At 71.0% G+C, this 19,503-nt stretch carries 19 protein-coding genes and 1 pseudogene; 9 read left to right on the top strand and 11 right to left on the bottom strand.

All coding sequences use genetic code 11. The annotated features are described in order from the left end of the window. Window positions 1-32 precede the first annotated feature (32 nt). Window positions 33-380, top strand: coding sequence for a hypothetical protein (locus ACFSOX_RS10400; protein ID WP_378477743.1), 348 nt, complete (start codon window positions 33-35; stop codon window positions 378-380). On the opposite strand, the gene ACFSOX_RS10395 is transcribed toward ACFSOX_RS10400, so the two are convergent. The 7 genes from ACFSOX_RS10395 to rsfS all read right to left on the bottom strand — a co-directional run bounded on the left by ACFSOX_RS10395 (window position 325) and on the right by rsfS (window position 7,381). After that, on the bottom strand, window positions 325-828 hold the full coding sequence (locus ACFSOX_RS10395; RefSeq protein ID WP_378477742.1) for an RNA pyrophosphohydrolase: 504 nt from the start codon (window positions 826-828) through the stop codon (window positions 325-327). The genes ACFSOX_RS10400 and ACFSOX_RS10395 overlap by 56 nt on opposite strands. Window positions 829-1,038: 210 nt before the next feature. Next, window positions 1,039-2,001 (bottom strand): tripartite tricarboxylate transporter substrate-binding protein, encoded by a 963-nt coding sequence (locus tag ACFSOX_RS10390; protein ID WP_378477741.1) that lies wholly within the window; start codon window positions 1,999-2,001, stop codon window positions 1,039-1,041. A 168-nt stretch (window positions 2,002-2,169) separates the two neighbouring features. Further along, window positions 2,170-3,456 (bottom strand): divergent polysaccharide deacetylase family protein, encoded by a 1,287-nt coding sequence (locus tag ACFSOX_RS10385; protein WP_378477740.1) that lies wholly within the window; start codon window positions 3,454-3,456, stop codon window positions 2,170-2,172. Between the two features lie 205 nt (window positions 3,457-3,661). Beyond that, window positions 3,662-5,011: a S41 family peptidase gene (locus ACFSOX_RS10380; RefSeq protein ID WP_378477739.1), complete on the bottom strand. Its 1,350-nt coding sequence runs from the start codon at window positions 5,009-5,011 to the stop codon at window positions 3,662-3,664. Continuing rightward, window positions 5,008-6,336, bottom strand: a complete 1,329-nt coding sequence (locus ACFSOX_RS10375; RefSeq protein ID WP_378477738.1) for a murein hydrolase activator EnvC family protein — start codon at window positions 6,334-6,336, stop codon at window positions 5,008-5,010. Before ACFSOX_RS10375 ends, ACFSOX_RS10380 begins: the two co-directional genes overlap by 4 nt. 147 nt (window positions 6,337-6,483) lie before the next feature. Then, on the bottom strand, window positions 6,484-6,966 hold the full coding sequence (gene rlmH / locus ACFSOX_RS10370; RefSeq protein WP_378477737.1) for a 23S rRNA (pseudouridine(1915)-N(3))-methyltransferase RlmH: 483 nt from the start codon (window positions 6,964-6,966) through the stop codon (window positions 6,484-6,486). Window positions 6,967-6,982: 16 nt separating this feature from the next. Then, complete coding sequence (gene rsfS, locus ACFSOX_RS10365) at window positions 6,983-7,381, bottom strand: ribosome silencing factor (protein ID WP_378477736.1); 399 nt, start codon at window positions 7,379-7,381, stop codon at window positions 6,983-6,985. Here rsfS and ACFSOX_RS10360 point away from each other — a divergent pair. Beyond that, window positions 7,362-7,598, top strand: coding sequence for a hypothetical protein (locus ACFSOX_RS10360; protein ID WP_378477735.1), 237 nt, complete (start codon window positions 7,362-7,364; stop codon window positions 7,596-7,598). The two genes, rsfS and ACFSOX_RS10360, sit on opposite strands and share 20 nt — an antisense overlap. 6 nt (window positions 7,599-7,604) lie before the next feature. On the opposite strand, the gene ACFSOX_RS10355 is transcribed toward ACFSOX_RS10360, so the two are convergent. Continuing rightward, the gene (locus ACFSOX_RS10355; RefSeq protein WP_378477734.1) at window positions 7,605-8,402 is read right to left on the bottom strand and encodes a nicotinate-nucleotide adenylyltransferase; all 798 of its coding nucleotides are present in this window, start codon (window positions 8,400-8,402) and stop codon (window positions 7,605-7,607) included. Between the two features lie 61 nt (window positions 8,403-8,463). After that, window positions 8,464-9,774: a glutamate-5-semialdehyde dehydrogenase gene (locus ACFSOX_RS10350; RefSeq protein ID WP_378477733.1), complete on the bottom strand. Its 1,311-nt coding sequence runs from the start codon at window positions 9,772-9,774 to the stop codon at window positions 8,464-8,466. A 243-nt stretch (window positions 9,775-10,017) separates the two neighbouring features. Between ACFSOX_RS10350 and ACFSOX_RS10345 the strand changes: the two genes are divergently transcribed. Further along, entirely contained in the window at window positions 10,018-10,272 is a 255-nt protein-coding gene (locus tag ACFSOX_RS10345) for a hypothetical protein (protein ID WP_378477732.1), read from the top strand. Window positions 10,273-10,375: 103 nt separating this feature from the next. After that, window positions 10,376-11,407 (top strand): hypothetical protein, encoded by a 1,032-nt coding sequence (locus ACFSOX_RS10340; RefSeq protein ID WP_378477731.1) that lies wholly within the window; start codon window positions 10,376-10,378, stop codon window positions 11,405-11,407. Window positions 11,408-11,483: 76 nt separating this feature from the next. On the opposite strand, the gene grpE is transcribed toward ACFSOX_RS10340, so the two are convergent. Together grpE and hrcA are read right to left on the bottom strand one after the other, a co-directional pair. Beyond that, window positions 11,484-12,221 (bottom strand): nucleotide exchange factor GrpE, encoded by a 738-nt coding sequence (gene grpE / locus ACFSOX_RS10335; protein WP_378477730.1) that lies wholly within the window; start codon window positions 12,219-12,221, stop codon window positions 11,484-11,486. A 118-nt stretch (window positions 12,222-12,339) separates the two neighbouring features. After that, window positions 12,340-13,413, bottom strand: coding sequence for a heat-inducible transcriptional repressor HrcA (gene hrcA, locus ACFSOX_RS10330; protein WP_378477729.1), 1,074 nt, complete (start codon window positions 13,411-13,413; stop codon window positions 12,340-12,342). A gap of 253 nt (window positions 13,414-13,666) precedes the next feature. Here hrcA and rph point away from each other — a divergent pair, with 253 nt between their 5' ends. From rph to ACFSOX_RS10305, 5 genes and pseudogenes are all read left to right on the top strand, one after another. Next, complete coding sequence (gene rph / locus ACFSOX_RS10325) at window positions 13,667-14,380, top strand: ribonuclease PH (RefSeq protein ID WP_378477728.1); 714 nt, start codon at window positions 13,667-13,669, stop codon at window positions 14,378-14,380. Between the two features lie 154 nt (window positions 14,381-14,534). Next, a complete protein-coding gene (rdgB, locus tag ACFSOX_RS10320; protein ID WP_378477727.1) occupies window positions 14,535-15,182 on the top strand; it encodes an RdgB/HAM1 family non-canonical purine NTP pyrophosphatase in 648 nt (215 codons plus the stop codon). A 4-nt stretch (window positions 15,183-15,186) separates the two neighbouring features. Then, a complete protein-coding gene (gene hemW / locus ACFSOX_RS10315) occupies window positions 15,187-16,374 on the top strand; it encodes a radical SAM family heme chaperone HemW (RefSeq protein ID WP_378477856.1) in 1,188 nt (395 codons plus the stop codon). Window positions 16,375-17,232: 858 nt separating this feature from the next. Then, window positions 17,233-17,952, top strand: coding sequence for a prolipoprotein diacylglyceryl transferase family protein (locus ACFSOX_RS10310; RefSeq protein WP_378477726.1), 720 nt, complete (start codon window positions 17,233-17,235; stop codon window positions 17,950-17,952). Then, window positions 17,949-19,358 (top strand): annotated as a pseudogene (locus ACFSOX_RS10305) (radical SAM protein). Before ACFSOX_RS10310 ends, ACFSOX_RS10305 begins: the two are co-directional and overlap by 4 nt. The last annotated feature ends 145 nt before the right edge of the window (window positions 19,359-19,503 follow it).

Raw genomic sequence — 19,503 nt, 5'->3', positions numbered from 1 at the left:
GGACGAGAGGACCGGGTCCGAAGGAGCTCGCCATGACGACCCCCGCCGCGCATCTCACGTTGCAGTTCCTCGGCTGGCTCGCCGAGGCGCCGCGCAGTTACGCCGCCGTGATGGAGGCGTGGCGGACGAGCTGCCCGCGTCTGTCGATCTGGGAGGACGCGCTGATCGACGGGCTGGTCGAGATCGGCGCCGGCGCGCCGAGCCGCGACGCCGCCCCGGTGCGCCTCACGGCGCGCGGCCGCGCGTTGCTCGCGAGCGCCGGCGCCATGGCGGCCGCGACGACGACGACAGCGGCCGAGGCGATCGCCTCGCAGAGCGCGCCCGTCAGCGCGCGAACCTCGAAAACTCCGCGACGACGCGCTCGTAGACGGGCCGCTTGAACGGGATGATCAGCCCGGGGAGATTGTCCACCGGCTCCCAGCGCCACTCGGCGAACTCGGCCGGGTGGGCGCCGCCGCCCGGCGTGAGAATGTCGATCTCGCGCTCGTCGCCGGTGAAGCGCAGCGCGTACCATTTCTGCGTCTGGCCACGATACTTGCCCTTCCAGGCCTGGCCGACGATCTCGCGCGGGATGTCGTAGGTGAGCCACTCCTCGATCTCGCCGAGCTTCTCGACCGAGCGGATCGAGGTCTCCTCGTAGAGCTCGCGCAGCGCCGCCGGCCACGGATCCTCGCCCGGATCGACGCCGCCCTGCGGCATCTGCCAGGCGTGGACGTCGTCGACATGCTCGGGCCCCTCGGTGCGCCGCCCGATGAAGGCGAGACCGTCGCGATTGAGCACCATCACGCCGACGCAGGGACGGTAGGGAAGATCTTCGAAGCGGGTCATTGTTTGCTCACAGGGACGCGGAAGTCGTGATGACGGCGAAAACCCTCGATCCGTCATCCTGAGGCGCCCGGCGAAGCCGGGCCTCCAAGGATGCGGCCCGAAAGTCGACACCAGGCCCCCGGGCCGTCGCCCGTCGAGGCTCGCTGCGCGAGCGCCTCAGGGTGACGGCGAGAGACAGGATCGTAGCACGTCGTCAAATCAGCTCGGCCCTCACTGCGCCGGGCCCAGCACCTTGCGGTACTTCTCGATCTCGGAGACGACGAGGCGGCCGGCGGCGCCCGGATCCATCTCCTCCTCGGTGGCCGGGATCGAGCCGAGATCGTCCATGCGCTTCTGCAGGGCGTCGCTCGCCACCGCCTTGCGCAGCGCGGCGTTGAGCTTGGCGATGGCGGCGGGCGGCGTGCCCTTCGGCGCGAACAGGGCGTTCCAGCCCTGCTGCTGCCACTCGGGTAGGCCCGCCTCGGCGGCGGTCGGCACGTCGGGAATGGTGCGCATGCGATGCGGCGCCGAGACGACGAGGCCGCGCACCAGGCCGTTCTGGATCGCCCCCGACACCGAGGCGGCGGCGTCGCAGACGCCGTCGACCTGACCGCCCATCAGGTCGTTGAGGGCGGGCGCCGCGCCGCGATAGCTCACCAGCGTCACGTCGATCCCGGCCGCCGCCATGAAGGTCTTGCAGATGAGATAGTTCGACGAGCCGATGCCGGCATGGCCGAGATTGACCTTGCCGGGATTGGCCTTCGCGTGGGCGATGAAGCTCTTCAGATCGGTCGCCGGGAAGTCCTTGCGGATGGCGATCACCGGCACGGTCTTGGCGGCGAGCCCGATCGGGACGAAGTCGTCGTTGGTGTACTTGATCTCGGGATAGATCGCGTAGGCGGCCGCGTTGGTGCCGACATTGCCGATGGCGATCATGTAGCCGTCGGCCGGAGCGCGGGCGACACGGGCGAGCGCCGTCGAGCCGCCGGCGCCGGGGACGTTCTCGTTGACGATGCGCTGGCCGAGCACCTGGCCCATCTGCTCGGAGACGACGCGGGCGATCACGTCCGAGGTGCCGCCGGCGGCGAACGGCACCACCATGGTGACGGGGCGGGTGGGGAAGTCGTCGGCGGCGAGAGCGGGCAGGGGGACGGCCAGCATCGCGACGGCGACGAGGCGGGCGACGACGATCATGGCGGGGCTCCGGGGCATCCGGGGATCGGTTCGGTGGGCGGCGGGCGGTCCTGCGCGCCGACCCCGACGCGGCGCCGCGCGGGACGCGCGAAAAGCGCGCCACGATAGCGGGTTTCGGGACGGCGCGGGAGCCGGTCGCGGCGGAAAATCACGCCGCCCGGGACGCTCTCAGCTCGCCTTGGCACGGGTCGTGACGGCCGTGATCGGCACCAGCACGATGCCGCGGCCCTCGGCCTGCCTGATCCACTGCGTCAGGCGTTCGATCGACAGCGGCAGGGCACGGGCGATGCCGACCGCGCTGCCGGTCTCGCGCGCCGTCGCCTCCAGCCTGGCGAGCGCCCGATCGATCTCGGCGTTGGACGGCACCGCGTCGATCACCACGGCGGCCTTGGCGAAAGGCAGGTTGTTGGCGCCGGCGAACTGGCTGGCGAGGCTGCGCGGCGAGGTGCCGTCGTCGACATAGACGAGCCCGCGCTTGGCCACCTCCCGCAGCACCGGGCCGATCGCCGTCTCGGTCGAGGTGAAGCGGCCGCCCATGTAGTTGACCACGCCGACATAGCCCTGCATGCGGCTCATCGCCCACTGCATGCGGTCGACGTTCTGCTCCGGCGTCAGCGAGGTGAGCAGCGTCTGCGGCCCCGGATCGTTGTCCGGATAGTCGAACGGCTCCATCGGGAGCTGCAGCAGGATCTCGTGGCCCTGGCCCCGCGCCTTGGCGGCGAGCGACCCGACCTCGGTCCCGTAGGGCACGAAGGCGAGCGAGACGACCGGCGGCAGCTTCTCCAGCGCCTTCGCGCTGCCGCTGCTGCCGACGCCCAGCCCACCGACGACGAGAGCGACCCGGACGGCCGCCTCGCTGGCCGGCGGCGCCTTGCGGGCATAGACGACGGACGGGCGGGTGCCGTCGAGGGCGATGCGTGGCACATGGCCGTGGCGGGTCGCCTCGAGCAGCGACTGCTCGATCGCCGCGACCTTGACGTCCGGCTTCTGGCCGGAGGGCTTGCCGTCCGCCTTCGCGTCTGCCTTGCCGTCGCCGACGTCGGGCTTGCCCTCGCCCGCGCCGACCGACACCTGCTGGCGCTTGCCGGTCGAGCCGTCGATGATGGTCACGGTCTGGCCGCCGGCCGGCTCGCTCGGCGCCGCGGCCTTCGGGGGGGCGGCGGCCTTCGACTTGTCGGCGGCGGCCGCCGCGGGCTCGGCCGTCGGGGCGGCGGCGTTCGGGGTCGCCGGGATGGTGCCGGGCGGCAGCGCGACGACGGCGGTCGGCTCGCCGCCGAGCGGATCGTCGACCACGACGGCCCATCCGAAGAAGCCGACGAGACACAGCGCCAGCAGCGCCGCGATCGGCAGCCCGACCGGGACGTAGCGGCGCCTGCGCCGCGGCACGCCGTTGTGCGCGCCCGCCTCGTCCGGCTCGGGCACGCCGAGCGGCTTCTCCAGATCGTCGCCGGCCACCGTTGACTCCCTGCGAATCACGGCTGGGAGTGTAGCACGCGCGATTCGCCCCGGTGCGGTGCCAACGCGCTGATCCGGCAGCGCAAGCCGCGAGGCTCCGGCCCCGGACGCCGCCGGGCCGGCAGCGATCGTGCGGAAGCCGCCCGCAATGCGAAAAGGGCGGCCTCGCGGCCGCCCCTTGTCGATTTCCGGTGTCGACGCGTTCTCAGTTCGGGACGGCGGCCGACTTGCCGCTGGGCGGGAAGGCGGCGTTGACCTGGGTGCCGCGCATCAGGTCGAGGGCCATGCCCAGGGCCTTGTCGTCCTTGGCCTCCGGCGGCACGTAGGACTGCGACCCGGCCTGCTCCTCGCCGTCCGCCTTGAGGTGGCCGCGCAGCGAGGACTCGCCGCGCATCTCGGCGCGCGACTTCACCTCGTCCGGCACGTCCTGCAGAACCTCGATATCCGGCACGATGCCCTTGGCCTGGATCGAGCGGCCGGCCGGCGTGTAGTAGCGCGCCGTGGTCAGCCGCAGCGCGCCGTTGCCGGCGCCGAGCGGGATGATGGTCTGCACCGAGCCCTTGCCGAACGAGCGGGTGCCGATCAGGGTCGCGCGCTTGTGGTCCTGCAGCGCGCCGGCGACGATCTCGGAGGCCGAGGCGGAGCCGCCGTTGACCAGCACGATCACCGGCTTGCCCTTGGTCAGGTCGCCCGGACGGGCGTTGAACCGCTGGGTCTCGTCGGGATCGCGGCCGCGGGTGGAGACGATCTCGCCGCGGTCGAGGAACGCGTCCGACACCGAGATGGCCTGGTCGAGCAGACCGCCCGGATTGTTGCGCAGGTCGATGACGAAGCCGCGCAGCTTGTCGGCCGGGATCTGGGCCGAGAGGTCGCCGAGTGCCTTCTTGAGCCCCTCGGTGGTCTGCTCGTTGAACTGGGTGATGCGGATGTAACCGACGTCGTTGCCCTCGATGCGGCTCCGCACCGAGCGGACCCGGATGATGTCGCGCGTGATGGCGATGTCGAGCGGCTTCTCGGCGCCCTTGCGCATCACCTTGAGGTTGATCTTGGTGTTGACCGGGCCGCGCATCTTCTCGACCGCCTGGTTCAGGGTCATGCCCTGCACGGCCTCGCCGTCGAGATGCGTGATCACGTCGTTGGCGCGGATGCCCGCCTTGGCGGCCGGCGTGTCGTCGATCGGCGCGACGACCTTGACGAGCCCGTCCTCCATGGTGACCTCGATGCCGAGCCCGCCGAACTCGCCGCGGGTCTGCACCTGCATGTCACGGAAGCTCTTCGGGTCCATGTAGCTCGAATGCGGATCGAGCCCGGACAGCATGCCGTTGATCGCCGACTCGACGAGCTTGGAGTCGTCGGGCTTCTCGACATAGTGCGAGCGCACCCGCTCGAAGATGTCCCCGAACAGGTTGAGCTGACGATAGGTGTCGGACGAGGCGGCCTTGGCGCTCGACCACAGCAGATTGTCGGCGAGGCCGGTCGGGATCTGGGTCGCGAGGCCGGTCAGGGCGGCGCCAGCGGCGGCCCCGAGCAGAACCAGTGAAGTCTTTCGCATCATCCGCGGACCTTCTCGCTCTCGTTGGTTGCCCACCAGGGGGACGGATCGACCGGGAGCCCGTCCTTGCGGAACTCCACGTAAAGCACAGGGGGTGACGGCCCGCCGGCGGCCGCACTCGCCATCGCCGGGCCGCTGCTTCCCATCGTCCCGACGGGCTCTCCGGTCAGGACGAATTGGCCGAGATCGACCGTGATCCGTTCCATGCCTGCCAGCAGCACATGATATCCACCGCCGGCATTCAGGATCAAGAGTTGCCCATAGGAACGGTACGGGGCGGCGTAGACCACCCAGCCGTCGCACGGCGCCGTGACCTGGGCGCCGGCCCGGGCGGTAATGGAAAGCCCCTTCTCGGTGCCGCCGTGCATATCGGCGGCGCCGAACTCGCGCAGCCGCATGCCGTTGACGGGCAGCGGCAGCGTCCCCTTGGCCGCGGCGAAGGCGACCGCCGGGGCGAGCCGGCCCGGATCCTTGAGGGCGGCCAGATCGGCCCTGGAGCCGACCGCCGCCTGGTGCTCGGCCTGGGCGCGCGCCGCGCGGGCCGCGGCGTCGAGATTGTGCTCGAGACGGGCGATCAGATCCTTCAGGTTGTCGGCCTGGAGGGCGAGCTGGAGGGCGCGGCGGCGCGCCGTGTCGAGCTCCTTCTCGACCTCGCCGAGGCGCTTCTGGCGCTCCTCGATCAGCAGGCCGAGCCGGGTGCGCTCCTCGGCCAGGACGGCGAGATCGTTGGCCCGCTTGGCGCGCTCGGCGGCGCTGTCGCGGCGCACCCGCACGAGGTCGGCGAGATCGGTGGCGAGCGCCTCCGCCTCGCTCTTCAGCTCGGGCAGCACGGCGCCGAGCAGGATCGCGGTGCGCACCGACTTCAGCGCGTCCTCGGCGCTCACCAGGAAGGCCGGCGGCGGCCGACGGCCGAGCCGCTGCAAGGCGGCCAGCACCTGGGCGATGGTGGCGCGGCGCGATTCCAGCGAGCCGTTGATGCCGTGCTCGGTCGATTCGAGGAGGTCGAGCCGCGCCTCGATGGCGGCGATCGCCTGCTCGGCGCTGCGCACCCGCCCGGCCGTGTCGATCATGGTCTGGTTCAGCTTGCGGCGGTCCTCGCCGAGCCGGTCGATCTCGGCGCGAAGCTGCTTCTCGGTATCGGCGGCGCGCTTCTGCTCGGCCCGGATCGTCTCCAGCTCCTTGTCGCGCTGCCGGATGGTGTCGAGCGCCGCGGGGCCACGGGTGCGGTCCTGCGCGACGACCGGGCCGGCCGACGCGGTCGCACAGGCGAAGGCCAGCGCCAGCGACAACGCGGCGCGCGCGGGGCGGGAGGACGGGCTCGGCGTCATCGGTTGCAGCGGCGATCCGGAATCGCGAGGCACGGGAACGGGAGGCACTTACCGACGGATTGGGGCGGCTTCGCGTCGTCGCGCGAGGCCGGCGGATGAATTCGCGTCCATGCTTTCACCCGAAGGGAGAGACGCGCGGACGCCGGCTCACCCTCGGTGGTACGGATGTCCGGACAAGATCGTCACGGCACGATAGAGCTGCTCGAGCAGCATCACCCGGACGAGCTGGTGCGGCCAGGTGGCGGCGCCGAACGACAGGACGAGGTCGGTCCGCTTGCGGATTTCGTCGCCGAGCCCGTCGGCCCCGCCGATGACGAACACGGCGGCTTCGCGGCCGGTGTCGCGCCAGGTCCGGATCTCGCCCGCGAAGGCCTGGCTGTCGAGATTGCGGCCGCGCTCGTCGAGCGCCACCGTCACGGCCCCGTCCGGGATCACGTTGGCGAGTGCGATCGCCTCCTCCAGCCGGCGGCGGTCGGTCTCCTGGGCCTTGCTCTCGCGGATCTCGACGACCTCGACGTCGCGCAGGCCGATCGTCCGGCCGCTCTTCGCCAGCCGGTCGAGATAGCGCGCGCCGAGCTCGCGCTCGGCGCCCGCCTTCATCCGGCCGACCGCGGCGACCACGAGCCGCATGGCGTCACCCGCAGGTTCAGCCGGCGCGACGCGCGCCGGCCTCGCGCGGCGCCCACATCTTCTCCAGCGCGTAGAAGGCGCGGACCTCGGGCCGGAACACGTGGACGATCACGTCGCCGGCGTCGATCAGCACCCAGTCGCAATGCGGCATGCCCTCGACCTTGGTCCGCACGCCGGCCTTGTGCAGATCCTCGACCACCCGGTCGGCGATCGAGCCGACATGGCGGTTCGAGCGCCCGGTGGTGACCACCATGGTGTCGGCCAGCACGGACTTGTCGCGCAGATCGATGGTCGTCGTCTCCTCGGCCTTCATGTCGTCGAGGCGGGCGAGGACCAGGCGCAGCGTCTCGTCGGCGTCGGGACGCGGCGGTGCCGGCTGCAGCGGAGCGGTGTCGGTGTCGACCGTCTCCGGCACGACCGGCTTCGACGTCACCGTTTTCGATCGCGACGGTTTCGACGTCGACGGCTTCGGCGTGGCCGGGCCCGAGGGAGCGGCGGAGGCGGCGGGCGTTCGGGAGGCGCTCGCCCGCGAGCGCGCAGATGTCGTCAGGGGACCGTCCTTCGAGCAAGACCCGTTGAGCAAGCCCGCGCCTGTCCGGCCGGGCGACCCTCAAGATAAGGGGGTGGGGTAAACGGTTTCAACCACCCCCGGTGCCGCGCCGGAGGTTTCTTTCGGGCTCTGGCGTCCGTGCAACGATCGGGGCGCGGCTCGCGTCGTCGTCCGCCGCCGCGGCGCCGGCGTATCCGGCCGCTCCGTCACCCGCGGGCCCGGCCGGGAGCCGGCGCTGGGCGCGCAGCTGGGTCGAGGAGAGCGGCGACTTCAGGCCGTGCAGGAACGCCCAGGCGGGCGGCTTCAGATAGGGCAGCCGGACCGCCCGGTCCTCGTTGACGCGGGCGAAGGCGAGCGCCCGCCCGGCGACGCCGGAGCTCGCGTAGAGGCTCGGCCCGAGCCGGTCGACCACCACGATCGGCACCAGATCGGCGATGCCGCGCCAGTTGTTCCAGCGGTGGAAGCTGCGCAGATTGTCGGCCCCCATGATCCAGACGAAATGCACGCCGGGGCAGCGCTTCACGAGGTACCGGACCGTGTCGAAGGTGTAGCGCACCCCGACCGCCGCCTCGAGCCCGGTCACCGCGATGCGCGGATGGCGGGCGAGCCCGCGGGCCGCCTCGATCCGCTCGGCCAGCGGGGCGAGACCCGAGGTGTTCTTGAGCGGGTTGCCGGGCGTCACCAGCCACCACACGCGGTCGAGCCGCAGCCGCCGCATGGCGAGCAGGCAGGCGGCGAGATGCGCCTCGTGCGGCGGATCGAAGGTGCCGCCGAACAGGCCGATCCGCATTCCCGGCGCGTAGGGCGGAACACGATAGTCGCGGCCGCGAAGCGCCGCCTCGTCCCCCGCCGAGACGGGCCGGAGCGAATGATACGCCATGGGCATGGAAGTCTCGGGATCCTCCGGCTCCGCGTGCTGCCTCCCGGGCCGGGAGGATCGGTCGACCCTATGGACGGGTCTGACCCGAGCCGCGGATGCGGTACTTGAACGTGGTGAGCTGCTCGACGCCGACCGGGCCGCGGGCATGCAGCCGGCCGGTGGCGATTCCGATCTCGGCCCCGAACCCGAACTCGCCGCCGTCGGCGAACTGGGTCGAGGCGTTGTGAACGACGATGGCCGAGTCCACCTCGGCCAGGAAGCGCTCGGCCGCGGCCTGATCGGCCGTGACGATCGCGTCGGTGTGGTGCGAGCCGAAGCGGTTGATGTGGCGGATCGCGTCGTCGACGCCGTCGACCACCTTGGCGGCGATGATGGCGTCGAGATACTCGGTCGCCCAGTCGGCCTCGGTCGCCGCCTTCACCCGCGCATCGACGGCCCGGGTCGCCTCGTCGCCCCGCACCTCGCAGCCGGCGTCGAGCAACATGGTCACCAGCGGCGCCAGATGGGTCGCGGCGACGGCGCGGTCGACCAGCAGGGTCTCGGCCGCCCCGCACACGCCGGTGCGCCGCAACTTGGCGTTCATCAGGATCGTCTTCGCCATCGCGAGATCGGCGCCGGCGTCGACATAGACGTGGCAGTTGCCGTCGAGATGCGAGAACACCGGGACGCGCGCCTCGGCCTGGACACGGGCGACCAGATCCTTGCCGCCGCGCGGCACGATCACGTCGATGTTGCCGTCGAGGCCGCCGAGCATCAGCCCGACCGCGGCGCGGTCGCGGGTCGGCACCAGCTGGATCGCGTCCGCGGGCATCTCGGCGGCCTGCAGCCCCTCGACCAGGGCCGCATGGATGGCACGCGAGGAGCGGAAGCTGTCGGAGCCGCCGCGCAGGATCACGGCGTTGCCGGCCTTCAGGCACAGCGCGCCGGCGTCGGCCGTCACGTTCGGGCGGCTCTCGTAGATGACGCCGACGACGCCGAGCGGCACCCGCACGCGCTCGATCGCCATGCCGTTCGGCCGCGTCCACGCGTCCATGACGGCGCCGACCGGGTCGGCGAGCGCGGCGACCACCTCGATCCCCTCGGCCATCGCGGCGACGCGCTTCTCGTCGAGCTTCAAGCGATCGATCAGCGCCGCCGTGGCGCTACGACTGCGCGCCTCGCTGACGTCCTCGGCATTGGCGGCCAGGATCTCGGGGGCCGCGGCGCGCAGCGCCTCGGCCATGGCGACCAGCGCCTCGGTCTTGTCGATCGGGCTCGCCAGAGCGATCACCTGGGCAGCCGCACGGGCGCGCCGCCCGATGTCCGCCATCACGACGGTCAGGTCCGGCGTCCGACTCTCGGCGAGGCGGCTCTCGGGCGTGGTCAGGGTGGCGTTCATCGGCGACATGCCTCTGTCATGACATCTTCCTAGCATGCCGGAAGGTCCGCTGCGAAGTCGGCCATCGCGTCCCGGTCGCGGGGCAGGCTGGCGTTTCGGTCGGATCGGCGGCGCACCGACCCGGGCCTCGCGGCACGGACGCGCCGACCCCGTCGTCCGCTCTCCCGTTCCTCTGTTGCACCACGTTCACCTGCCGGATCGCGTGCTCCTGCCCGGTCGCGTTCATCTGTCGCGGAGGTCGCCATGACGCCGAAACAGCGCCTGCCCCGCCGGTTTCCGGTCGGCACCCGCCTGGTCGTCGAGGGCGAGCCCGATCGCCACGGCACGCTGCGGGTGGTGTCGCGTTATCTGGTGATGCCGAACGGCCGCCGCTACGATCTGGCGACGAACGCTTCGGCCCCGAACGGCTCGGCGCCCGACGCCCCGCATCCGGCCGGCCCCGTGCCGCCCGGCGCCGTCGGCCCGCGGCGGCGCCGCGCGCCGACGGCCCAGGCCTGATCGGCACCTCCGGCATCCGCCGGCCTGCCCGAACCGCGCCGCATTGCGCTGACATCTGTTCCCGACCCGGGCGGCGGTCGCCGCGCCGGACGAGGGAAGCGTCATGATCGAAGAGCGTCGCCCGCGCGCGCATCGTTTGCCGGACCCCGATCCGAGCCACACCCGCGGCCGCCGCAGGCGGCTCGGCCTGCTCGGCCTGCTCGGGCTTCTCGCCGCCGCCGTGCTCGGGCTCGGCGGCCCCGCCCGGGCCGCGGAACCGGTCTATCCGCCCGGCACCAAGCTCGGCCTCGTCCCGACCGCCGGACTGAAGGCGAGCGACAAGTTCCCGGGCTTCGAGGACGACGACACCGGCGCCTCGGTGCTGATGCTCGAGGTGACGGGCCAGAGCCTCGCCGACACGGCCAAACAGATCGCCCGCGACCGCCTCAAGAAGCAGGGCATCGTCGAGGAGACCCGCGAGAGCTTCCCGGCCGGCGGCCAGGGCACGCTGGTGGCGGGACGGCAGGACGCGGAGGGCAAGAAGGTCCGCAAATGGATCCTGCTGGCGCCCGCCGGCGAGGCCACCGCCCTGGTCGTCGTCCAGGTGCCGGAGGAGGCCGCCAAGACCTATCCGGACGCCACGGTGCGCACCATGCTGGCCTCGGTCGCGCGGCGCGACACGGTGCCGATCGACGAGCAGATGAGCCTGCTGCCGATCCGGCTCGACGAGTTGTCCGGGATGCGGCCCGTGCGGGTGATCGGCGGCGCCGGCGCGGTGCTGACCGAGGGTCCGAAGGACACGTTCGACGTCGCCGAGCAGCCGATGATGCTGGTCTCGGTCGGCCGCGGCGGCCCGGAGGAGACGGCGGCGCGCGACACCTTCGCCCGCAACCTCCTGGCCGGCTTCGGCGGCTACAAGGATCTGCGGGTGGTCGGCGCCGAGATGCTGCGGCTCGGCGGCGGCAGCCCCAACACCCATCAGGTGATGGCCGAGGGCAAGGATCCGAAGACCGACACGCCGATCAAGCTCGTGCAGTGGATCCGGTTCGGCTCCGGCGCCTATCTGCGGATCCTCGGCGTCGCCCGCGACGACGCCTGGTCGACCGCCTTCCCGCGCTTCCGCGCCGTGCGCGACGGGGTCAATCCGCGCGGCTGACTGCGCGCGCGGCCGAGGACGACGGCGGCGCCGAACCGAGCGACGCTCGGCGCCGTGTGGCGAAACGCCCGCCCGATCAGGCCGCGGTGCCGCCGGGCCGCACACCCTCGCCGGCGGCCGGAGCGGCCGGCTCACCGGCCGCGGCGCCGGGCGCGACCTTCGGGCCGCCCTTCGACACGCCGACCAGGGCCGGGCGCAGCACCCGCTCGCCGATCATGTAGCCGGCTTGGACCACCTGGACGACGGTGCCGTTCGGCGTCGTCGCGTCCGGGATCTCGAACATGGCCTGGTGGACGTTGGGGTCGAACCTCTGGCCCTGCGGGTCGAACCGCTTCACCCCGTTGCGCTCGAAGGCCTTCAGGAGCTCGCGCTCGGTCAGCTCGACGCCTTCGAGGAAGCTCTTCAGCGGCGCCGGCAGCGCATCGCGGTTCTCCGCGCCCACCGCCTCCAAGGCCCGGCGGAGATTGTCGGCGACGCCGAGCATGTCGCGGGCGAAGCCCGAGATCCCGTAGGTCCGCGCATCGGCGACCTCGCGCTCGGTGCGCCGGCGCAGATTCTCCATCTCGGCGAGCGTGCGCAGCAGCCGGTCCTTGTGCTCGGCGGCCTCCTTGGCCAGCGCCGCGAGGTCTGCGCCGGGGTCTTGCCCGGCCGGGTCTTGCCCGGGAGGCGTTTGCCCGGGAGGAGTTTGCGAACCGGCCGCGGCCTCGGCGTGTGCCGCCGTCGCGGCGTAGGCGGCGCTGGCCGCAGCGGTATCCGGGGCGCTCGCGCTCGTCGCCTCGTGGGCGGGCGCGGCGCCGGCCTTGTCGTCGGTCATGGCGGTCCGTCCGTCTGTCCGTTGATCCGGTTTCGTCCTCGCATATCGGGCGGCCGCGCCGGGAAATCAAGCAGTTCGGCCGCAGGCCGCGCAACCGGCGGAGCGCCGGCGCGGCGGCTCACCCCCCGAGCATCCGGCCGATCACCCGGGCCGTGTAGTCGACCATCGGAACGACACGGGCGTAGTTGAGCCGGGTCGGGCCGATCACCCCGATGACGCCGACGATGCGCCCGGTGCCGTCGCGATAGGGCGCGATGATGGTCGACGAGCCCGACAGCGAGAACAGCTTGTTCTCCGAGCCGATGAAGATGCGCACCCCTTCGGCCGATTCGGCCCGGCCGAGCAGGTCGACGAGGCCGCGCTGGGTCTCCAGCTCGTCGAACAGCTGGCGCACCCGCTCGAGATCCTCGAGCGCGTGCAGATCCTCCAAGAGATGCGCATGGCCGCGCACGATCAGCTTGCGGTCGTCGCCGTCGCCACCCGACCAGCTCGCGAGCCCGGCCGCGACGATCTTCTGGGTCAGCGCATCGAGCTCGGCCCGGCCGGCGGCGAGCCCCTGCTCGAGCGCCGCGCGGGCATCCTGGAGCGTTTGGCCGCGGATGTGGCGGTTGAGGAAGTTGGTCGCCTCGACCAGGGCGGAGCTCGGCAAGCCGGCCGGCAGATCGAGGATGCGGTTCTCCACCTGGCCGTCCTCGGCGACCAGCACGACCAGGGCGCGGGTCGGCTCCAGCCGGACGAACTCGATGTGCTTGAGGCGGGCGTTCGACTTGGTGGTCAGCACCACGCCGGCGGCCCGGGTGAGGCCGGACAGCATGGCCGACGCCTCGGTCAGCACCCCCTCCATGGAGCGGCCGGCGCCCGCCACCTGGGCCTCGATCGTGCGGCGCTCGTCCTCCGGCAGGTCACCGACCTGCATCAGCGCGTCGACGAAGAAGCGCAGGCCGAACTCGGTCGGCAGCCGGCCGGCCGAGGTGTGCGGGGCATAGATCAGCCCGGCCTGCTCGAGATCCTGCATGACGTTGCGCACCGAGGCGGGCGACAGCGTCATCGGGATGAGCCGGGCGAGGTTGCGCGACCCCACCGGCTCGCCGGTGGCGAGATAGCTGTCGACGATCCCGCGAAAAATCTCGCGGGAGCGCTCGTTGAGCTGGACCAGGCTGGGGCTGGCGCCGATCGGAACGTCCTGGGACACGGTGCTCGGCTCGGGGCTGACGGGTTCGGCCCCCAGATTTGTCCCTCGGCCGGGTCGAGCGCAAGCCGCCGGGCGATCGCCACCAGGGACCGCGGACAGCCGGCCCTTGCCGCCCGGGGCCCGGCGACCTAAAAGCGAGCCGCGATCGCTTCGCCCGCGGCCTTCTCCGCGCGGCCGGTCGCGCCATGCCCACAGCGACCCCGTCCCCGGCGACCTCGCCGTCCGTTCCGTCGCTTCGCCCGAGGAGCCGTCCATGCGTCCGAGCCACCGCCAGCCCGACGAGCTGCGTGCCGTCTCGCTCGAACGCGCCGTGGTGAAATATGCCGAGGGCTCCTGCTTCGTGAAGTTCGGCGACACCCATGTGCTGGTCACCGCCACGCTCGAGGATCGCCTGCCGCCGTGGCTGAAGGGCCAGGCGCGCGGCTGGGTGACGGCCGAGTACGGCATGCTGCCGCGCGCCACCTCGGAGCGCACGAGACGCGAGTCGTCGGCCGGCAAGCAGTCGGGCCGCACCGTCGAGATCCAGCGGCTGATCGGCCGGTCGCTCCGCGCCGTCGTCGACCTCGAGGCGCTCGGCGAGCGCCAGATCACGGTCGACTGCGACGTCATCCAGGCCGACGGCGGCACCCGCACGGCCTCGATCACGGGCGCCTGGGTGGCCCTGCACGACTGCCTCGCCTGGATGAAGGCGCGCGACATGCTGCGCGGCGAGGTCTTACGCGATCACGTCGCCGCGGTGTCGTGCGGCGTCCACAACGGGCTCGCCGTGCTCGACCTCGACTACGCCGAGGACTCGCAGGCCGACACCGACGCCAACTTCGTCCTCACCGGCAAGGGTGGGATCGTCGAGATCCAGGGCACGGCCGAGCGCGAGCCGTTCAGCGAGGCCCAGTTCCTCGCCCTTCTGGCGCTCGCCCGCAAGGGCGTCGGCCGGCTGGTGGAGCTGCAGAAAATGGCGGTGATGTGAGATCGGATCGGGCGGATATCCGGGTCGGTCATTCCGGGGCGGCGCACCGCGCCGCACCCGGAATCCAGCCGCGGATTCGGTGTTCCTGGCTGGATTCCGGGTTCGCACCTTCGGTGCGCCCCGGAACGACGCCGAACAGATCGCCGGACGTCCGATGAGCGGGACGACGCATCGTGTGCTGACCGGCCGGCTGGTCGTCGCGACCCATAATGCCGGCAAGCTGCGCGAGATGCGCGAGCTCTTGGCGCCCTACGGAATCGAGGCCGTGTCGGCCGGCGAGCTCGGCCTGCCCGAGCCGGACGAGACCGGCACCACCTTCGTCGAGAACGCCCACATCAAGGCGGCGGCGGCCGCCGCCGCGACCGGCCTGCCGGCCTTCTCGGACGACTCGGGCCTCGTGGTCGACGCGCTCGACGGCGCGCCCGGCATCCACTCGGCCCGCTGGGCCGGCCCCGACAAGAACTTCCCCCGCGCGATGGCCGACATCCACGACAAGCTCGTGGCGTGCGGCGCCACCGCGCCCGCGCAGCGCCGCGCCCATTTCGTCTCGGCCCTGTGCCTCGCCTGGCCGGACGGTCACCGCGAGGATTTTCTCGCGCGTGTCGACGGGGTTCTGGTCTGGCCGCCGCGAGGGACGCTGGGCTTCGGTTACGATCCGATGTTCTTGCCCGACGGCCACGACCGCACCTTCGGCGAGATGCCGGCCGAGGAGAAGCACGGCCTGCCGCCGCGCGGAAAAGGCCTCTCGCACCGGGCGCGCGCCTTCGTGATGCTGGCGGAGGCGTGCCTTGAGCGACGCTGACCTCATGGAGCGTGTCGTGCCGGATCGCCTGACCGAGCCCCGCGAGGAGGTGCCGTTCGGGGTCTATGTCCACTGGCCGTTCTGCCTGTCGAAGTGCCCGTACTGCGACTTCAACAGCCACGTCCGCCACGTCGCCGTCGAGCAGGACCGCTTCGCCCGCGCCTTCGCGACCGAGATCGCCACCACGGCGACGCGGATCGGGCGACGCACCGTGTCGACCATCTTCTTCGGCGGCGGCACGCCGTCGCTGATGCGGCCCGAGACGGTCGGCGCCGTTCTCGACGCCATCGCGAAGCACTGGACCGTCGCGCCCGACGCCGAGATCTCGCTCGAGGCGAACCCGACCTCGGTCGAGGCGGAGCGGTTCCGCGGGTTCCGGACGGCCGGCGTGAATCGCGTGTCACTCGGCGTCCAGGCGCTGGATGATGATTCATTGAAGGCGCTCGGGCGCCTCCACACGGCCGCCGAGGCGATGGCGGCGGTCGCCACCGCGCGAAGCATCTTCGACCGGTATTCGTTCGACCTGATCTATGCGCGGCCCGGCCAGGGCGTGGCGGCGTGGGCGACCGAGCTGCGCCGCGCTATCGCCGAGGCGGCCGAGCATCTGTCGCTCTACCAGCTCACCATCGAGCCCGACACGCCGTTCGAGGCGCTGGAGCGGGCCGGCACGCTCGCCGTGCCGGGCGACACGGTGGCCCGGCATCTGTTCGACGTCACCCAGGAGGTCTGCGGCGCCGCCGGCTTGCCGGCCTACGAGGTGTCGAACCACGCCCGACCGGGCGCCGAGTGCCGCCACAACCTCGTCTACTGGCGCTACGGCGAGTATGCCGGGATCGGGCCCGGCGCCCACGGCCGCCTCGTCGATGCCGCCGGTGGCCGCGTCGCCACGGCGACCGAGAAGCGACCCGAGGCGTGGCTCGCCAAGGTCGAGGCCGAGGGGCACGGCCTGGTGATCGACGAGGTGGTGACGCGGCCCGAGCAGGCCGACGAGTTCCTGCTGATGGGGCTGCGGCTCGCCGAAGGCATCGACCCCCGGCGCTTCGAAAAGCTCGCCGGCCGCCCGCTCGACCCGGCCCGCATCGCCGACCTGATGTCCTACGGCTTCGTCGAGACGATGCCGAACGGCCGCCTGCGGGTCACCCGCTCCGGCTTCCCGGTCCTCGACGCCGTGGTGGCGGATCTGGCGGCGTAGGCTCTTGGAATAATTCCACCACGCCTCATTGCGGCGCGTCAGAACCGCTAAAGCTAATCCTTACATTACAGCACACCCGCTCCGGAACGATCGGCATTTTGTCCGCATTGCAGACAGGGCGTCCCGCCTATGATTGTTCCGCGGATCCTCGAGCGCGGCGAGCCAGCTCCGAGCCTGATGTTGACCGACCCTGGCGCATTGGTTCGTCGACGGGAGCTCGGCCCGTCGGATGCAACGAGACTTGGGTTTGTGATCTCGATCATGGCCGAAATGTTCGTCGATCGACATGGATCGATAAACATCATCCGTCGTGCATTTCATTCGACCTCGACGAGCTGAAGAAACTCGCCGAGAGCGAACGTGCAGGGCAGCGTTTTCAAGATCCGATCGATTCCGATGCTCGTCTCGCGGTATCAGAAAAATGCATTCGGAATATGCGCTATAGACGATCGCAGCGCTTATGAATGCCACGCCTTGGAACAAAGATTTATGGACAGCCCCGTCACGGATTTTTGGAGGCATCTGCCGGGGTCGACTGAAAATCGGCTTTCCGTATTACGAATCAAAAACGAGACGCCGCTGAATCTTGCGCCTGCAAGTTTCGTCTCGCGAGCGCGGTCCTTCGGCTCGAGGTGCGAACTGTATCGGCCAGACGAGAGCAAGGAGGCCGGTCAGAGCCGCTTCAACGAATTCGAGACGTTCATCGGACATCGAACCGCCTCTCTCACCGTCGGGCGAACGCAACCGGAGGCCCGCTCGCGCCACCATCAGACCGGTCGGACCAACGGTTGCTCAGGATGACGGCGCCGATTTAAGGTACGCTGGCACGACGGGTCGCAGCCCGATACGACAGTCCCCATGTCCGGCTTCGCCCTTCACATGCTCTTCGACGTCTTCGCGTGGGCCGCCGCGGCGCTGGCTGCGCTGTGGCTGACCCGGGTGGAGAAGATCGCCTTCCCGCCCGTCACCACCGAGCTCGGCTATGTCGCCGCCCTGGTGCTCGGCGCCGGGACCGGCGCGGTGCTGTTCGGCACGCTCAACATGATCGTCTCGGGCGTCCCGGCGGTCGCCCGCTCGATCGAGGGCGCCATCGCCGGGGCGATCCTCGGCGTCGAGCTCTACAAGCAGGCGACCGGTGTCACGCTCCGCACCGGCGCCCGCTTCGCCCTGCCGCTCGCCGTCGGCGTCGCGGTCGGCCGGATCGGCTGCCATCTCGCCGGAATCGAGGACTTCACCCACGGCACGCCGACGACCGTGCCCTGGGCGCACGACTTCGGCGACGGCATCCCGCGCCATCCGGTACAGCTCTACGAGAGCGCCGCCATGGCGGCCTTCGCGGGCGTCTACGTGATCAATGTCCTGAACCGAAGGGCGTTCTGGATCGACCAAGGGTTCTATCTGGCGGTCGGAGTCTACGGGTTGCAGCGTTTCGTCTGGGAATTTCTCAAGCCCTATGGCACGATTCTCGGCCCGTTCACGGTGTTCCATCTCCTGTCCGTCGCCCTCGTGGTCTGGGCGGGCTTCATGCTGGCGACCGCGCCGGCCGATCACGGCGAGCCGATCCGGAGAGGCGCATGACCGCCACGGTGCGGAGATCGCGGCCCTACGTCTTCTGGGGCCAGACCACGTCGCTGTGCGAGATCTGCCTGGAGCTGGTGCCGGCCAAGATCCAGATCGTCGAGAACGAGGTCTGGTACGAGAAGCGCTGCAAGGCGCACGGCGTCCAGTCGACCCTGATCTCCACCGACGCGGCCTATTGGCGGCGTTGCAAGGACTATATCAAGCCGGGCGACACGCCGCTCGCCTTCTAGAGCCGCACGTCGCTCGGCTGCCCTTGGGACTGCGGCCTGTGTCCTGATCACGAGCAGCACTCCTGCCTGGCCCTGATCGAGATCAACCGGCACTGCAATCTCACCTGCCCGGTGTGCTTCGCCGAATCGTCACCGCAGCACACGACGCATCTGCCGCTCGGCACCGTCGAGCGCATGCTCGACGCGCTGGTCGCGAGCGAGGGTGAGCCGGACCTGTTGCAGATCTCCGGCGGCGAGCCGACCCTGCATCCGGAGTTCTTCGCGATTCTCGACGCGGCGCGGGCGCGGCCGATCCGCCACGTGATGATCAACACCAACGGGCTGGTGCTCGCGCAGAACCCGGACTTCTGCGCGCGCCTCGCGGAGCGCAGGCGCGGGCTCGAGGTCTACCTGCAGTTCGATTCGCTCGACCGCGACGCCCTGATGGACCTGCGCGGCGCCGATCTGCGCCGCATCCGCCAGCAGGCGTTGGAGAACCTCGAACGGCACGGGATCTCGACGACGCTGGTCGTCACCGTGAAGCGCGGCGTCAACGATCACGAGATCGGCACGATCGTGCAGCACGCGCTGACCTGGGGCTGCGTGCGCGGCGTGACGTTCCAGCCCGTGCAGGACACCGGCCGCAACGAGGGCTTCGACGCCAAACAGAACCGCATCGTTCTGTCCGAGATCCGGCGGCGCGTGATCGAGGAGTCCGGCGTGTTCGGCGAGGACGACATGATCCCGCTGCCGTGCAATCCGGAGACGATCTCGATCGCCTATGGCTTGCGTGACGGCGCGCGCGTCCTGCCCGTCACGTCGATGCTGTCGCGCGAGGATCTGGTCGCCGTGGTGCCCAACACCATCAACTTCGAGAAGCAGCCGGCGCTTCAGCAGAAGTTCGTCGAGCTGTTCTCACACTCGTCCGGCGCCATGAACGCGCCCGAGCGGCTGGCCGAGTTCCTGTGCTGCCTGCCGCGCGCCACCGTGCCGGAGGGCCTGTCCTACGCGAACGTCTTCCGGGTGGCGATCGTGTCGTTCATGGACCGCTTCGACTTCTGCCTCGGCGGCGTGAAGCGCTCCTGCATCCATTTCGTCACGCCGGAGGGCAGGATCATCCCGTTCGACACTTATAACTTGTTCTATCGCAACGGGCTGGTGGACGAGATCCGGGCGCGACGGGGAGGGATCTGATGATGACTCCGTCATGGCGGGCTCGTCCCGGCCATCCCCTTCTTGCCACGGCCGATTGCAAGGAAAGCGCGTGGATGCCCGCGACGAGCGCACGGCTGTCCGGCACGGATTGTGCTTGAAGAGGTGCACGGCATTGATTCTGCTT

Source organism: Rhodoplanes azumiensis, assembly GCF_042682915.1.
Classification (GTDB): domain Bacteria; phylum Pseudomonadota; class Alphaproteobacteria; order Rhizobiales; family Xanthobacteraceae; genus Rhodoplanes; species Rhodoplanes azumiensis.
The sequence above is the reverse complement of the archived record's forward strand: the minus strand, read 5'-3'. Positions and strand labels throughout refer to the sequence as shown.

Coding starts and splice junctions, on each gene's coding strand:
- ACFSOX_RS10380 (WP_378477739.1), bottom strand. CDS start 5,011: ATGATGCGAAAGACTTCACTGGTTCTGCTCGGGGCCGCCGCTGGCGCC.
- rdgB (WP_378477727.1), top strand. CDS start 14,535: ATGAGCGGGACGACGCATCGTGTGCTGACCGGCCGGCTGGTCGTCGCG.
- ACFSOX_RS10400 (WP_378477743.1), top strand. CDS start 33: ATGACGACCCCCGCCGCGCATCTCACGTTGCAGTTCCTCGGCTGGCTC.
- rlmH (WP_378477737.1), bottom strand. CDS start 6,966: ATGCGGCTCGTGGTCGCCGCGGTCGGCCGGATGAAGGCGGGCGCCGAG.
- ACFSOX_RS10355 (WP_378477734.1), bottom strand. CDS start 8,402: ATGCCCATGGCGTATCATTCGCTCCGGCCCGTCTCGGCGGGGGACGAG.
- ACFSOX_RS10310 (WP_378477726.1), top strand. CDS start 17,233: ATGTCCGGCTTCGCCCTTCACATGCTCTTCGACGTCTTCGCGTGGGCC.
- ACFSOX_RS10375 (WP_378477738.1), bottom strand. CDS start 6,336: ATGACGCCGAGCCCGTCCTCCCGCCCCGCGCGCGCCGCGTTGTCGCTG.
- grpE (WP_378477730.1), bottom strand. CDS start 12,221: ATGACCGACGACAAGGCCGGCGCCGCGCCCGCCCACGAGGCGACGAGC.
- ACFSOX_RS10345 (WP_378477732.1), top strand. CDS start 10,018: ATGACGCCGAAACAGCGCCTGCCCCGCCGGTTTCCGGTCGGCACCCGC.
- rph (WP_378477728.1), top strand. CDS start 13,667: ATGCGTCCGAGCCACCGCCAGCCCGACGAGCTGCGTGCCGTCTCGCTC.
- ACFSOX_RS10390 (WP_378477741.1), bottom strand. CDS start 2,001: ATGATCGTCGTCGCCCGCCTCGTCGCCGTCGCGATGCTGGCCGTCCCC.
- ACFSOX_RS10350 (WP_378477733.1), bottom strand. CDS start 9,774: ATGAACGCCACCCTGACCACGCCCGAGAGCCGCCTCGCCGAGAGTCGG.
- ACFSOX_RS10395 (WP_378477742.1), bottom strand. CDS start 828: ATGACCCGCTTCGAAGATCTTCCCTACCGTCCCTGCGTCGGCGTGATG.
- ACFSOX_RS10340 (WP_378477731.1), top strand. CDS start 10,376: ATGATCGAAGAGCGTCGCCCGCGCGCGCATCGTTTGCCGGACCCCGAT.
- hemW (WP_378477856.1), top strand. CDS start 15,187: ATGGAGCGTGTCGTGCCGGATCGCCTGACCGAGCCCCGCGAGGAGGTG.